Genomic DNA, 13387 nt, shown 5'->3' with positions numbered 1-13387 from the left:
CAGCTGGGTCCGATAGATTGGCAGGACCGCCCCTCGCGGCGGCCCAGCGCGACCGAGAACCAGGAGCCTCATGTTCACCTCGCCCCGCATCCCCTTCCGTGACGGCCACTCGATCCCGCAGCTCGGCTACGGGGTCTGGCAGGTCGAGGACGAGGTCGCCGCCGACGTGGTCGGGCAGGCCTTCGAGGCCGGCTACCGCCACGTCGACACCGCCCGCGGCTACGGCAACGAGGCCGGTGTGGGCCAGGCGCTGCGCAGCGCCGACCTGCCCCGCGACGAGATCTTCGTGACCTCCAAGGTCCCCAACCAGGACCAGGGCTACGACGCGACCCTCGCCTCCTTCGACGCCACCATGGCCGACCTCGGCCTCGAGGAGCTCGACCTCTATCTGATCCACTGGCCCGCCCCGTCGGCGGGCATGTCCGTCGGCACCTGGAAGGCCCTCATCGAGCTGCAGGAGCAGGGCCGCATCCGCTCGATCGGCACCTCGAACTTCCGCATCGAGGACCTCATCAAGCTCGAGTCCGAGACCGGCGTGGTGCCGGTGCTCAACCAGGTCGAGCTGCATCCGTACTTCACCCAGCCCGAGCTGCGTCGCTTCCACTCCGCCAAGGGGATCGTCACCGAGTCCTGGTCGCCGCTGGGCCAGAGCGGCGGCGAGCTCGAGGACCCCGTCATCACGCAGATCGCCGACGCCCACGGCGCCACCCCGGCGCAGGTGATGATCGCCTGGAACCTCGCGCTGGGCAACGTGGTGATCCCCAAATCCGTCACGCCCGAACGGATCGTGGCGAACTTCGCCTCCCTCGAGCTGCGCCTCACCGAGGACGAGGTCGCGCAGATCAGCGACCTGCACAAGGGTGAGGACGGCCGCCGCGGCAAGCACCCGGCCGAGTTCGCCGGGCACCAGGGGGCCTGAGCCGGCGGGTTCCCTCGCAGGGTCCCGGATGCGGGGACCGCCTTGCGGTCGGGGGTCTCACCGCACAGGATCGGCCGATCATCGCGCCCTCACCGGGAAGTGCGCGGGAGCAGTCGACGGCGCCGCGGCGCGTGAAAGAGCTGGAGCATGAGTGAGGACAGCGCCGAGTCGCCCGGCACGGGAATCCTGCCCGGGGCGGCGATGGTCGGACTGGAGGTGGAGGACGCCCCGGCTGTGCTGCGGGCGCTCTCGGCCCGATTGCAGGAGATCGGCGCGGTCACCGAGTCCTTCGAGGATGCCGTGCTGCGGCGCGAGGAGAAGCAGCCCACCGGCTTGCCCACGCTCGTGCCGGCAGCGATCCCGCACACCGATCCGGAGCACGTGATCACCCCCGGCATCGCGATCGCCGTCCCGAAGGATCCGGTGGCCTTCGGGGCGATCGGCTCCTCAGGGGAGCGCACCATCTGGGCGGAGCTGGTGGTCATGCTGGTGCTCGATGACGCCCGGAGCCAGCAGATCGCGCTGCAGTCCCTGGTGGCCCGGTTGCAGGAGCCCGAGTCCGTGCGCGGGATGCTCGCGGCGACGGACGAGGCGGATCTCGAGCGCTGCGCCCGGGAGTGGCTCAGCGGGTGAGCATGCGCGGCGGGGCTGTCTGTGCCATGGTCCTGCTGCGCTCTGCCCGGATGAGCCGTGAGCTCCGTGCGTTCTGGGAACTCTTGTGGCATGGAACTCACGACTCGATGCTGCTGGACGCTGCTCGCCGCCGATCAGCGCAGATCAGCGCAGATCAGGCCTCGGCAGGTACCGGCGCCAGCGTCGCGGTGAAGGGGTCGAAGTCGGCCGGCATCGGCTCGACGTCCGTGAAGCGCGAGTCGATCTGCACGACCGTGTCCTCGGCGATCGCCGTCTCGATGCCCACCATGATGTCCAGGACGTGGGCGGCGATCTCGCCCTGGGCCCGGTGGGGCACCCCGGCGCGGAGCGCCCGGGCCATCTCCAGCACGCCCAGGCCGCGGCCGGTGGTGGCGCCTGTCGCGGGCACCGCCGTCGCGTCCTCGCCCCGGTAGGCGGTCAGGGCCGAGTCCCCGTCGAAGACGTTGGGATCGGGGAAGGCGAGCGTCGCCTCCGTGCCGTACACCTCGACGAAGCCGGTGCGCGTGTGCGGGGAGTCGAAGCTCAGCAGCACGGTCGCGTTCTGGCCCGAGGAGAAGCGCAGCAGCGCCGCGACCTGCGTGGGCACGGTGACGTCGAAGACCTTCCCGGCCTTGGGGCCCGAGCCGATGGTGCGCTGCTCGCGCGCTGTCGAGCCGACGGCGCTGACCGAGACCACGGGGCCGAGCGCGAGCACCAGGGTGGTCGCGTAGTACGGGGCGATGTCGTACAGCGGGCCGGCACCTTCCTGGAAGAGGAAGGCGGGATTGGGGTGCCAGGACTCGGGGCCCGGGGACTGGAACAGCGTCAGGGCGCTGACCGGCGTCCCGATCGCGCCGTCGCGCAGGGTGCGCAGCGCGGTCTGGATGCCGGCGCCGAGCACGGTGTCGGGCGCGCCGCCCACTCGCACCCCGGCCTTCTCGGCCGCGGCGAGCAGTGCCTTCGCCTCGGCCGGGTCGGTGGTGATCGGCTTCTCGGTCCACACGTGCTTGCCGGCCGCGACGATCGCGCGGGAGATCTCGGCATGGGCGGTGGGGATGGTCAGGTTGACCACGATCTCCACCTCGGGGTGGTCCAGCACGTCCTGGGCGGTGCCGGAGGCGGGGATCTCGAACTCCTCCGCGCGGGCCACGGCGGCCTCGGGGAGCAGGTCGCCGATGATGTGCACGGCGAGATCCGGGAAGGAGGTGAGGTGGGTGAGGTACTCGGCGGAGATGGTGCCGGCGCCGATGAGGCCGACGCCGACGGGACCGGTCGGGGTCTGAGAGGTCATGGGGTGTCCTTCGAGGGTGGGGTGCGAAGTGCAGGATGCGTGCTCGGGAGGGTGGGTGAGCCCGTGGGGTCAGAGGACCGAGCGCAGGTGCGCGATCGACGCCGCGATGCCCTCGAACATGTCGCCCGCGTAGTCGTCGAACTCGATCACGCCGTAAGCGGCGCCGGAAGCGGCCCGCAGCGTCTCGGCCAGGGGCATCGCCCCGGTGCCGAGCGGGAGCTGGGCGGCGGGATCCGTGGAGAGGTCGCCGTCCTTGAGATGGACCAGCTGCACCCGCTCGCCGAGGCGGCCCAGCAGCGCGGGCACATCGGCTCCGCCGACCGCCGCCCAGTAGGTGTCGACCTCGAGGATCACCTGCGGGTCCAGCGTCTCGGCGAAGACTTCGAGCGCGGTGCGCCCGTCCAGCTGCGAGGCGAGCTCGAAGTGGTGGTTGTGGTAGCCGACGCGGATCCCCGCCTCGGCGGCCGCGGCGGCCCGCTGGTTCAGCGTGTCGGCCAGCGCGCGGACCTTCTCGGCGTCGGTCCAGTCCTCCGGGTTCCAGAACGGATCCACGAGGTACTGCACCCCCACCGCCTGGGCGGCCTCGAGCACGGCGGGGAAGTCCACCTCGCCGAGGAACGACTGGTGCGCGCTGGGGAAGTCGATCGGGAACTGCTCGCGGGCACGGACCAGCTCGTCGCGGTATTCCAGCAGATGGTACGGCTCGGCATGGGTGAGCCCGAGCTCGACCAGGCGCTGCACGGTGGCCTGGACGCCGGTCGCGAGCGACTCGCGCACGCTGTACATCTGGACGGAGATCTCCATCGGGGTCCTTTCGCGGTGGGTGGGGAGAAGCGGTGGGATCATTTCACGGCACCGGCGGTAAGGCCGGCGACGAAGTTCTTCTGCATCATCAGGAAGCCGACCACCACCGGGATCGACACCGCGATCGAGGCGGCGAGGACCTGGTTCCAGTAGACGTTGGTCTGGGTGGCGTACTGGCGCAGGCCCACGGCCAGGGTGCGGGTTTCCTCCGTGGTGAGCACGGAGGCGAACAGCACCTCGCCCCAGGCCGTCATGAAGGCGTAGATCGCGACCGCCACGATGCCGGGGCGGGCGGCGGGCAGGATGATGCGCAGCAGGATGGTGAGGTTGCCGGCGCCGTCGACCTTGCCCGCTTGGTCCAGCTCCCGGGGGATGCCGTCGAAATAGCCGGCGAGCATCCAGATGGAGAACGGCAGGGAGAAGGTCAGGTAGGTGATGATCAGGCCGATGCGGGTGCCCACCAGCGGGATGCCGAAGGTGGTGTCGATGTTGACGAAGATCAGGTACAGCGGCAGCAGGAACAGCACGCCGGGGAACATCTGGGTGGACAGCACGGTGGTCATGAACGGGGTGCGGCCGCGGAACCGCCAGCGGGAGACGGCATAGGCGGCGAAGATCGCCACCACCACGCTGCACAGCGTCGCCACCGAGGTGACCACGAGGGAGTTCATGAAGTACCGCGCCAGCGGCACGGTGGACCACATCTCGACGAAGGGCCCGAAGGTGATTCGGCTGGGCAGCCAGGAGAACCCGGCCTGGACGTCCCCGAGCGGTTTGAGGCTGGTGGTGATCATGACGTAAAGCGGCAGCACCACGAACAGGCCGAGGCCGACGAGCACCACGAGGCGGAAGATCTTCTCGCCGAGGGTCTCACGCATGGGAGGACTCCTTCCTCCACTGGGTGAAGTACAGGTAGAGCAGGGACACCACCAGCAGGAACAGCAGCAGCAGGACGCTCATCGCGCTGCCCACGCCGAAGTCCCAGGACAGGAACGAGGCGTTGTAGATGTGGAAGCTGATGAGGTCGCCGGCCGGGGGTTGGGCGGTGCCGAACAGGATGTACGGGGTGTTGAAGTCGTTGAACACCCACAGGAACATCACCAGCAGCATCGTCTGGTTGACCGGGGCGAGCATCGGCAGGGTGACCGCGCGCCACTGCCGCAGCGGAGTGGCACCATCCATGGCGCTGGCCTCGTAGAGCTCGCCGGGGATGGACTGCAGGCCGGCCATGAACATCAGGAACGCGAAGGGCCACATGCGCCAGACCGCCACCACCACGACGGAGAGGAAGGCGTTGTCGCCGATCAGCCAGAACGGCGCATCCTCGAACAGTCCCAGCTGTTCCACCAGGATGTGGTTGATGACGCCGGTGTCGCGCTGGAGCATGAAGTTCCAGGTGATCACGGCGGCGTACAGCGGCAGGGCGTAGGGGATCAGGAACAGGGTGCGGAACACCCCGCGCCCGCGGAAGGGACGCTGCAGAGCGACGGCCGCCGCCATGCCCAGCCCCCAGCTCAGCCCCACCACCAGCACGGTAAAGCCGACGGTGACCAGGAAGGAGTTCAGCAGCTCCTGGCCGACCGGGGTGTTGAGGTCGACGGCGATCCGGTAGTTCTCCAGCCCCGCGAAGGGGGCCTCCGTCCAGCGACGGATGAAGAACTTGGTGAGCTCGACGAAGCTCATCCAGAAGCCGGTCACCATCGGGATGATGTGGATCAGCACTTCCAGGATCACCGCGGGCAGCAGGATCAGGTACGGGAACCAGGTGCGGCGGGGGCGGCGCGGCGCCGGGGGATCGGGGCGCGCCGCGGGCGCCGAGGTCCGGGGGCGGGTGGAGAGGGTCATGGGGGTCCTTCTGGGCAGGGGAGGCGCGAAGCGGAGCGGCCGACGGGACGGGAGCGGGCTGCTCCCGCCCGTCGGCCGTCATGCGCTCAGGCCCGGATCGAGTCCTGGGCCGTCTGCATGGCGGTCATGACGTCCTCACGGGTGACCGTGCCGCCGGTGGCGATGGTCGCGAACATCCCGTTCATGGCCTGGCCGACGGTGGTCTCGAACTGGTCCTCCCACGGCACCAGCGGCAGCGGCGCGGAGCGCTCGGAGTAGATCTCCATGAACATGTCCGCCTGCTCGGTGTTCTCGGTGAAGGTGGGCTCGCCGTCCACCAGCACGGGCAGGGAGGCGAAGGGCGCGCCGAGCTCGGCCTGCGTCTCCGGGGAGGTCATGAACTTCATGAAGGCCAGGGCGCCGTCGCGGTTGTCGGTGTCCACCATCGCGGCGAGGTTGATGCCGGCCAGGTGGGAGGCGCAGTCGTCCACCGCATCGGCCGGGGCCGGGAAGGGGACCGCCTTGAACTCCTCGGGCGTCATGCCCTGGGACTCGATGGTGGCGTGGGCGTTGTTCTGGTTGATGATCATCGCCGCCTTCTTGTTCGCGAAGGCGGTGACGGACTTGGTGCCGTTGTCGAACTGCGCGTTGGAGGGGTTGACCACCTTGTGCTCCTGCATCAGATCCAGGTAACGCAGGATGCCGTCGACCACGCCGTCCTCGGTGAAGGTGGGCTTCCCGTCCGGGCTGTTGAGGGAAGCGCCGTTCTGGGTGGCGTTGATGAAGGCGAAGTGGTTGTTCTCGGTGTACGAGCCCGCCGCGAGCGACATGCCGTACACGTCCTCGTCGGGGTTCGTCAGCGCCTTCGCGGCCTCGACCATCTCCTCCCAGGTGGTGGGCGGCTCGATGCCGGCGTCCTCGAACATCTGCACGTTGTAGTACATGCCGTAGGCCAGGCCGTACAGCGGGATCGAGGTGGGATCGGTGCCCTCCGCGCCACCGGTGGCCAGGGCGGCCGGGACGTAGCGGTCGCGCCCGCCGAGCGCCTCGAACTCGGCATCGCCCAGCTCCAGCAGACCGCCGGTGGCCTGCAGGCTCACGCCCCAGGTGTTGCCGATGTTCAGCACGTCCGGGCCCTGCCCGGAGGTGATCGCGGTCTGGATGCGGGTCTGCAGGTCGGACCAGCCGATGACCTCGAGGGAGACCTCGATGCCGGTCTCCTCGGTGAACCTCTCCAGGACGGGCGTGAGCACCTCCTTGTCGTTCTCGAGGCTGGTGCCCTGGTTCGAGGCCCAGTAGGTGAGCGAGTCGGGCGAGTCATTGGACCCGCCGCCGGCGGAGCCGGAGCCGCAGGCGGCGAGACCGGCCGCGGTCACGGCGGCGAGAGGGGCGGCGGACAGAAGTGTGCGGCGTCGCATCGGGGGACTCCTAGGTGCACCGTCATCAGTGAGCGGTCGCAGAGGGGACAGTGAGGGGAACTGCCGCTCCGGCCGTCGGGGACGGCCGAGCTTAATCGATTCGAACTTAATCGATTCGGCAAGTATGGCGCGAGTCCGACGTCAATGTCAATGGGGGAGAGGTCAGCAGTCGCCTCTCGACGGACGCTGACGCGCCCGGGCGGGGCTCAGCCGCGGGCGGTCGAGCCTCTCGGGATCAGCGCTGCGGGGGCGTTCTCGAGGACCGTGCCGCCGGGGATCCGCCCGTCGATCTTCTGCACCAGCAGGTCGCCGGCGGAGCGGCCCATGTCGAAGGGGCGGCGGCTGAGGGCGGTGATGCTCGGGGAGGTGGCCTCAGTGATCAGCGAGTCGTCCCAGCTCATCAGGCCGAGGTCGCGCGGGACGTCGATCCCCCGCACAGCGGCGGCGCGCAGGGCCCCCACGGCGATCAGGTCGCTCGAGGCGACCACCGCGGGGCGGGTGCTGAGCGACAGGTCCGCGGCCTGGAAGGCGCGGTACCCGGAGTCGACCGTGTAGGTGCCGGGGACGTGCATATGCGCGATGCCGCGCTCCGCGCACAGCTGCGCGAGCAGCTCGCGGCGCCGCCCCTCGTGCGCGTACTCGAACGGACCCGTGAACTGGAGGCATCCGTCGTAGCCGCGCTCGAGGAGGTGGTCGATCACGGTGACGGCGTCGTCCGCCTCCGCGGTCGTCACCTTCACGAAGTCCTCGGGGCCCGAGTAGTGGCCGAGCACCGCGAAGTCTAGCGACAGCGCCTCGAGCACCGGCGGGCGGTGGTCGTCCTCGGCGAGGTCCAGCAGCACCACCCCGTCGACGCGCCGCTGATGTGACCACGCACGGAAGACGTCGACCTCGTCATCAGGCCCGCCGTGCACGAAGCGGATCAGCAGCTCGAAGCCATGGGCGCTGGTCGCCGCCTCGATGCCTGCGGTGACCGCCGAGTAGAAGGGTTCGCGGGAGAGCTCCTCCGGATCGCGCACCACCACCAGTCCGATGTTCCCGCTGCGGCCGCGGCGCAGGGCCTGTGCCCCGGAGTGCGGGGTCCAGCCCACGGCGGAGGCATGGTCGAGCACCCGCTCGCGCATCGCCGCACTCACCCCGGGCTTGTCGTTCAGGGCGTAGCTCACCGTCGCTGGGGAGATGCCGAGGTCGCGCGCGATGGTCGCGACGGTCGGGCGGGAGGACTTCCGCGGCATGCGACGACTCCAGATCGGGGGCGATGGCCGGGACAGTGCGCTCGGCGCTGCGGACCGTGCACAGCGCGAGGGCCGCGGCGCCGGATGCGGTCATGATAGTTCCCGGCCCCGCAGCGGGGACCTGCGCATGCTCGCGGTGATGACCGCGGGGGGTCAGCCCCGGGCGCGCGCGGCGGCGGCGATGTCGAGCAGGTCCTGTTCCATGGACTTCTGCGCCGCTCGCAGTCCCAATGGCGCGAGCAGCGAGGCGGCCAGCGCTCGCACCCCGGTCTGCGGCGGCTGGTCGGCCCCGAAGGTCATCCTCAGCTCGGTCCCGCCGGAGGGGCGGGGCCGCAGCGTGAACTCGGTGCGGTAGAGCAGATCGCCGACGGGGGAGAGGACCACGGTGCGATGGTGGGGCTCGGACTCCGCGACCTCCAGCGTCATGGTGTCCTTCATCCCGAACATGGTGCGGGTCTCCCGCCAGCGGGTGCCCACACCGTACGGACCGTCGGTGAGCAGCTCGATCGCGTCGATCTCGGAGAGCGTGTCGGCAGCGGCGCCGATGTCGGAGATCACGGCCCAGACGGCCTGCGGTGAGGCGTCGATGTACTGGGTCAGGCCGATCCGCGGAGTGCTCATGGGAACCAGCGTAGACCGGGCGGCCCGATGACACGCTGCCATTGGGCCATCCGGCACGCTCCCCGCACCACCGCGGTTCAGGGCCGGCGAGCCGTGGGCGGGACTCAGAGGTATTCGAGGTTGATCTCGTTCTCGGGGTGGAAGAACACGCAGGAGCCGGGCTTGGGACGCACGTGGATGGTGGAGTCCGGTGCGATGTCCTTGAAGCCGTGGTCCAGGCGCAGCACCAGCTGGTGACCGCGCACGGCGGCGGTCATCGACTCGGTCTCCCGGGCGTGGCAGTGCAGGAATGCCTCCCCGCCGAGCTTCTCGACCAGTCGCACCGTCAGCGGCAGGCTCTCCTGCCCGTCGGACGCACCGTCGGCGCCGCCGACGATCTCCCAGCTCTCGGGCCGCACGCCGACGATCACCTGGTCGGTGGTCTTCGCGACGTACTCCCGGGGCAGGCCGAGGTCCATGCCGTGGCCTGGACCCAGCTGCGCCCGGCCGTCGGAGGTGACGGTGGCGCCGTCGATCAGGGTCATCGCCGGCGAGCCGATGAACCCGGCGACGAAGGTGTTGCCGGGGTGCTCGTACAGGTGGGTCGGCTCATCGGCCTGCTGCAGGACCCCGTCCTTGAGCACCGCGACCCGGTCGCCCATGGTCATGGCCTCGGTCTGGTCGTGGGTGACGTAGACCGTGGTCACGCCGAGCTCGCGCTGCAGGGAGCCGATCTGGGCACGGGTGGAGACCCGCAGCTTCGCATCCAGGTTCGACAGCGGCTCGTCCATGCAGAACACCTTGGGATTGCGCACGATGGAGCGGCCCATCGCCACCCGCTGGCGCTGCCCGCCGGACATCTGCGAGGGCTTCTTGTCCAGCAGCGGCTCGAGCTCGAGCATCGCCGCGGCGCGTTGGACCTGCTGAACGATCTCGGCCTTCGGCAGCCGGAGGTTCTGCAGGGCGAAGGCCATGTTCTGCCGCGCCGTCATGTTCGGGTAGAGGGCATAGGACTGGAACACCATGGCCACGTCGCGGTCCCGGGCGCGCAGCTCGCTGACATCGACGTCGTCGATGAGGACGGAGCCCTCGTCGATCGGCTCGAGACCGGCGAGCATCCGCATCGCCGTGGACTTCCCGCTGCCCGAGGGCCCCACCAGCACCAGGAACTCGCCATCGGTGACGGTGAGCGAGACCCGGTTGACCGCCGGCGGGCGGGAGGGGTCGTAGATGCGGGAGGCCTGCTGGTACTCGACGGTGGCCATGGTGTTCCTCGTGCTCCTTCAGGGGGTCGGTCGGACGCTCACAGGTTGGGCGTGATGTCCCGGTCGATGACCTCCTGCGTCTCGGTCTGCAGGTCCTCCATCACCGCGGCGACGTCCTCCCCGGCGATCGCGATCCGGTCCAGGCCGGCGCCGATGCGCTGACCGCCGCCGGAGACGAACACGCGGGCGTAGTCCTGCGGTGCCGTGTTCTCGTTCAGCTGGCGGATCGCGGTCATCGCGTTCGGGTTCTCCTCGAGGTACTGCGCCTCCTCGGGATCCTCCATCGCGGACTTCCGCACCGGCATGTAGCCGGTGGCCTGGCTGAAGGTGATGGTGTTCGTGGTGTTGGTGAGGAAGTCGGCGAACTTCACCGCCGTCAGCTTGCGCTCGTCGCTGATGCCGTCGGGGATCGCGACTCCCGCGCCACCGGTGCAGGCGCCGGGGGTGGGGCCGGGCAGGTAGGTGGTGTGGAAGGGGAACTCCGCGGAGTCGTTGAGCCCGCCGAGCGAGCCGGTGGACTGCAGCAGGCCCGAGGCGTTGCCGATGGCGAAGGTGTTGTTGGCGTCGGCCTCGATCTGGATGTGACCGGCCGCGACCTGCTCCTGCAGGAACGTCGCCGCGTCCAGCGACCCCTGCTCGGTGAAGGCCGGGGTCCACTCGTTCGAGTACGCGCCCCCGAAGGTCCAGATCATGCCCTGGAAGTACCAGTCGAGGTAGTTGGAGCCGTCGGGCACGACGAGCGCCGGCTTGCCGCCGTTGGCGTCCATGATCTTCGGAGCCCACTGGGCGAACTCCTCCCAGGTCTCCGGCCCGCGATCGGTGGGCAGCCCGGCGCTCTCGAGCGTCCCGGTGTCGAAGTACATCAGGGTCGTGGAGCGGGAGTACGGCATGCCGTAGTGCTTGCCGTCGAAGGCGTAGTCCTCGCGCAGGGTGTCCACGAGGTCGTCGGAGTCGATCTCTGCCTCGGTCCACAGCTCGTCCAGCGGCGTGGTCGCGCCGGTGAAGGCGAAGTTGAACCAGGTGACGTCCGAGGCGACGATCAGGTCCGGCAGCCCGCCGCCGGCCAGGGCCGCGTTGAACTTCTGCCCCAGCTCCTCGTAGTTGGCACCGCCGTCGATGAGCGTCGCCGGGGTGTCGGGGTACTCCTCGTTCCACAGGTCGATGATCGCCTGCTCGACATCCTTCGAGCTGCCGGGATGGTTGGACCAGAACTGGAGGGTGCCGTCACCCTCCTCGCCCCCGCCGCCACCGCCGGAGGTGGAACCACCGGCGCAGGCTCCGAGCGCCAGCGCTGCCGAGCCGGCACCGGCCATGCCGAGAAGTGAGCGTCGCGAGAATGCCATGTCGATCTCCAATTCGTGAGGTCCTGCGGGGAGGGGAGGCGGCCGACGGGGTCGGTGCGGGGTTGACGGGGCTGGGGAGGGAGGCGAGCGGGGGCAGCGGGGTGGGATCGGGCGCTCAGCCCTTGACCGCCCCGGCGGTGAGGCCCTTGATCATCTGCTTCTGCAGGATCAGGAACACGATGAGCATGGGGACGGCGGTCAGGACGGTCCCGGCCATCACCGGACCCCAGTTGGTCAGCCCCTCGTTGTCCTGCAGCTGGGTCAGACCGATGGGCAGCGGCGCGACCTTGTCGGTGTCCGACATCAGGAACGGCCACAGGTACTGGTTCCACTCGTTGACCACCGTGATCAGCGTGAAGGCGATCAGGGTGGGCCAGGACATCGGCAGCACCACCCGGAACAGGGTCCGGAAGAAGCCGGTGCCGTCGAGCTCGGCGGCCTCCATGACCTCCTTCGGCAACGAGAGGAAGTGGTTGCGCATCAGGAAGGTGCCGAAGGCGACCGCGGCCAGCGGCACGATGATGCCCTGGAAGGTGTTGCGCCACCCCCAGCTCGCCACCAGCGCGTAGTTCGAGATCACGGTGACCTGGTTGGGCACCATCAGTGAGGCGATCACCAGCAGGAACAGCAGGTTCCGGCCGGGGAAGCGCAGGAACGAGAAGCCGTAGGCGCACATCACGCCCAGGCTCACCTCGATCACGGTGAGGATCGAGGTGATGATGATGGAGTTGCGCAGGTAGCGGTCGAAGCGCACCTCGGAGAGCACGTAGGAGTAGTTCTCCGGCACGAACGGGTTCGGGAGCCACGTGATGGGGTCCGAGTAGATGTCACCGTGGTTCTTCAGCGAGGTGATCGCGATGAAGTACAGCGGCACGAAGAACAGCAGCACGGCGGCCACCATCCCGGCATAGCCGAGGAGCTTCCCACCCGTCCCTCCCTCGAAGGCCCGGTGCCGGGAACCGGCCCGTTTCCTCTGCGCTGCGGTGAGCTCGGGCGCGCCCTCGGGGCTCGCCCCCGGCACCGGCGGGAGGACGGTCTTGGCATCGTCGGTCATGGTCATGGGTTCTCCCTCCCTCCTGGCCTGGTCAATCCTGCTTGTCCTGCAGCTTCACCTGGGCGAGCGTGATGACCAGGATGACGAGGAACATGATGGTGGCGACCGCGGCGCCGTAGCCGGCGCGATTGTTCACGAAGGTCTCCTGGTAGACCTGGTAGATCAGCGTCGAGGTGCCGGTGCCGAAGGGGCCGCCCTGGGTCATCACCTGGATGATGTCGAACACCGTGAACGAGTTCAGCAGCACCGTGACGGACAGGAAGAACGTGGTGCCCTTGAGCTGAGGCAGGGTGACCCGCCAGAACTTCCGCCAGGCCGGGGTGCCGTCGATCTCCGCCGCCTCGTCGAGGTCCTTGCGCCGCCCCTGCAGGGCCGCCAGGTAGATCACGAAGGTGTAGCCGAGGTTCTTCCACACGTAGGTGGTGGTGATCATGAACAGCGCCCAGCCGGAATGCTGGTAGAAGTGCGGCGAGTCCAGACCGACCCAGTCCAGCACCGCCTGGATCAGACCGTAGCCGGGATCGAAGACGAACTGGAAGGCGACACCGATCGCCGCGCCGGCGATGACGTAGGGCGCGAACACGATGGTCCGCACCAGGCCACGGCCCCGCAGATGCTGATCCAGCAGCATCGCCAGCGCCAGTCCGATAGCCATCGAGCCGACCACCGCCACGACGGTGAAGATCGCCGTGTTGCGGGCGATCTGCCAGCTCGTGTCATCGGTGAACCACTCGATGTAGTTGTCGAAGCCGATGAACCGCATCGTCGGGGACGAGATGTTCCAGTTGAAGAACGAGATGCGGAAGTTGTCGAGCAGCGGGCGGTAGGTGAACACGCCCAGCAGGATCATGTTCGGCAGGATCAGGGCCGTGGCCAAGCCGATATGCCGCCAATTGAGCGAGCGGGACCGCTTGACCGGCTCCTCGTCGGAGGCCGACCTCTCGAGACCGGGGATGGCGGGGGACGTCACGATGGTCACAGTACGCGTGGCGGTCCCGGCG

At 69.1% G+C, this 13387-nt stretch carries 13 protein-coding genes; 2 read left to right on the top strand and 11 right to left on the bottom strand.

Annotated elements, in window-relative coordinates; translation table 11 throughout:
• Window positions 1-70 precede the first annotated feature (70 nt).
• Complete coding sequence (locus ACHUEU_RS13235; RefSeq protein ID WP_394216597.1) at window positions 71-919, top strand: aldo/keto reductase; 849 nt, start codon at window positions 71-73, stop codon at window positions 917-919.
• Between the two features lie 147 nt (window positions 920-1066).
• On the top strand, window positions 1067-1552 hold the full coding sequence (locus tag ACHUEU_RS13230; RefSeq protein WP_394216596.1) for a PTS sugar transporter subunit IIA: 486 nt from the start codon (window positions 1067-1069) through the stop codon (window positions 1550-1552).
• A 154-nt stretch (window positions 1553-1706) separates the two neighbouring features.
• Here ACHUEU_RS13230 and ACHUEU_RS13225 read toward each other — a convergent pair whose 3' ends face one another.
• From ACHUEU_RS13225 to ACHUEU_RS13175, 11 genes are all read right to left on the bottom strand, one after another.
• The gene (locus ACHUEU_RS13225) at window positions 1707-2843 is read right to left on the bottom strand and encodes a Gfo/Idh/MocA family protein (protein ID WP_394216595.1); all 1137 of its coding nucleotides are present in this window, start codon (window positions 2841-2843) and stop codon (window positions 1707-1709) included.
• A 69-nt stretch (window positions 2844-2912) separates the two neighbouring features.
• Entirely contained in the window at window positions 2913-3647 is a 735-nt protein-coding gene (locus tag ACHUEU_RS13220) for a sugar phosphate isomerase/epimerase family protein (protein ID WP_394216594.1), read from the bottom strand.
• Window positions 3648-3685: 38 nt separating this feature from the next.
• Entirely contained in the window at window positions 3686-4525 is an 840-nt protein-coding gene (locus ACHUEU_RS13215; RefSeq protein WP_394216593.1) for a carbohydrate ABC transporter permease, read from the bottom strand.
• Complete coding sequence (locus ACHUEU_RS13210) at window positions 4518-5492, bottom strand: carbohydrate ABC transporter permease (RefSeq protein WP_394216592.1); 975 nt, start codon at window positions 5490-5492, stop codon at window positions 4518-4520. The genes ACHUEU_RS13215 and ACHUEU_RS13210 overlap by 8 nt, the downstream gene beginning before the upstream one ends.
• Before the next feature lie 86 nt (window positions 5493-5578).
• Window positions 5579-6889 carry an ABC transporter substrate-binding protein gene (locus ACHUEU_RS13205; protein WP_394216591.1) on the bottom strand — a complete coding sequence of 437 codons (1311 nt, stop codon included), beginning with the start codon at window positions 6887-6889 and terminating at the stop codon, window positions 5579-5581.
• 206 nt (window positions 6890-7095) lie between these two features.
• A complete protein-coding gene (locus tag ACHUEU_RS13200; RefSeq protein ID WP_394216590.1) occupies window positions 7096-8124 on the bottom strand; it encodes a LacI family DNA-binding transcriptional regulator in 1029 nt (342 codons plus the stop codon).
• A 153-nt stretch (window positions 8125-8277) separates the two neighbouring features.
• Complete coding sequence (locus ACHUEU_RS13195; RefSeq protein ID WP_394216589.1) at window positions 8278-8745, bottom strand: SRPBCC family protein; 468 nt, start codon at window positions 8743-8745, stop codon at window positions 8278-8280.
• A gap of 104 nt (window positions 8746-8849) precedes the next feature.
• Window positions 8850-9989 (bottom strand): ABC transporter ATP-binding protein, encoded by a 1140-nt coding sequence (locus ACHUEU_RS13190; RefSeq protein ID WP_394216588.1) that lies wholly within the window; start codon window positions 9987-9989, stop codon window positions 8850-8852.
• 38 nt (window positions 9990-10027) lie between these two features.
• Window positions 10028-11332 (bottom strand): ABC transporter substrate-binding protein, encoded by a 1305-nt coding sequence (locus tag ACHUEU_RS13185; RefSeq protein WP_394216587.1) that lies wholly within the window; start codon window positions 11330-11332, stop codon window positions 10028-10030.
• Between the two features lie 115 nt (window positions 11333-11447).
• Window positions 11448-12392 carry a carbohydrate ABC transporter permease gene (locus tag ACHUEU_RS13180; RefSeq protein WP_394216586.1) on the bottom strand — a complete coding sequence of 315 codons (945 nt, stop codon included), beginning with the start codon at window positions 12390-12392 and terminating at the stop codon, window positions 11448-11450.
• A 25-nt stretch (window positions 12393-12417) separates the two neighbouring features.
• Window positions 12418-13356, bottom strand: a complete 939-nt coding sequence (locus tag ACHUEU_RS13175) for a carbohydrate ABC transporter permease (RefSeq protein WP_394216585.1) — start codon at window positions 13354-13356, stop codon at window positions 12418-12420.
• Window positions 13357-13387 lie beyond the last annotated feature (31 nt).

The sequence above is a fragment of the Brachybacterium vulturis genome (genome assembly GCF_043641765.1).
Taxonomy (GTDB): Bacteria; Actinomycetota; Actinomycetes; order Actinomycetales; family Dermabacteraceae; genus Brachybacterium; species Brachybacterium vulturis_A.
The sequence above is the reverse complement of the archived record's forward strand: the minus strand, read 5'-3'. Positions and strand labels throughout refer to the sequence as shown.

What these genes read in the sequence shown, in the direction of transcription:
- ACHUEU_RS13235 (WP_394216597.1), top strand. Translation starts at nt 71, where the DNA reads ATGTTCACCTCGCCCCGCATCCCCTTCCGTGACGGCCACTCGATCCCG.
- ACHUEU_RS13230 (WP_394216596.1), top strand. Translation starts at nt 1,067, where the DNA reads ATGAGTGAGGACAGCGCCGAGTCGCCCGGCACGGGAATCCTGCCCGGG.
- ACHUEU_RS13225 (WP_394216595.1), bottom strand. Translation starts at nt 2,843, where the DNA reads ATGACCTCTCAGACCCCGACCGGTCCCGTCGGCGTCGGCCTCATCGGC.
- ACHUEU_RS13220 (WP_394216594.1), bottom strand. Translation starts at nt 3,647, where the DNA reads ATGGAGATCTCCGTCCAGATGTACAGCGTGCGCGAGTCGCTCGCGACC.
- ACHUEU_RS13215 (WP_394216593.1), bottom strand. Translation starts at nt 4,525, where the DNA reads ATGCGTGAGACCCTCGGCGAGAAGATCTTCCGCCTCGTGGTGCTCGTC.
- ACHUEU_RS13210 (WP_394216592.1), bottom strand. Translation starts at nt 5,492, where the DNA reads ATGACCCTCTCCACCCGCCCCCGGACCTCGGCGCCCGCGGCGCGCCCC.
- ACHUEU_RS13205 (WP_394216591.1), bottom strand. Translation starts at nt 6,889, where the DNA reads ATGCGACGCCGCACACTTCTGTCCGCCGCCCCTCTCGCCGCCGTGACC.
- ACHUEU_RS13200 (WP_394216590.1), bottom strand. Translation starts at nt 8,124, where the DNA reads ATGCCGCGGAAGTCCTCCCGCCCGACCGTCGCGACCATCGCGCGCGAC.
- ACHUEU_RS13195 (WP_394216589.1), bottom strand. Translation starts at nt 8,745, where the DNA reads ATGAGCACTCCGCGGATCGGCCTGACCCAGTACATCGACGCCTCACCG.
- ACHUEU_RS13190 (WP_394216588.1), bottom strand. Translation starts at nt 9,989, where the DNA reads ATGGCCACCGTCGAGTACCAGCAGGCCTCCCGCATCTACGACCCCTCC.
- ACHUEU_RS13185 (WP_394216587.1), bottom strand. Translation starts at nt 11,332, where the DNA reads ATGGCATTCTCGCGACGCTCACTTCTCGGCATGGCCGGTGCCGGCTCG.
- ACHUEU_RS13180 (WP_394216586.1), bottom strand. Translation starts at nt 12,392, where the DNA reads ATGACCATGACCGACGATGCCAAGACCGTCCTCCCGCCGGTGCCGGGG.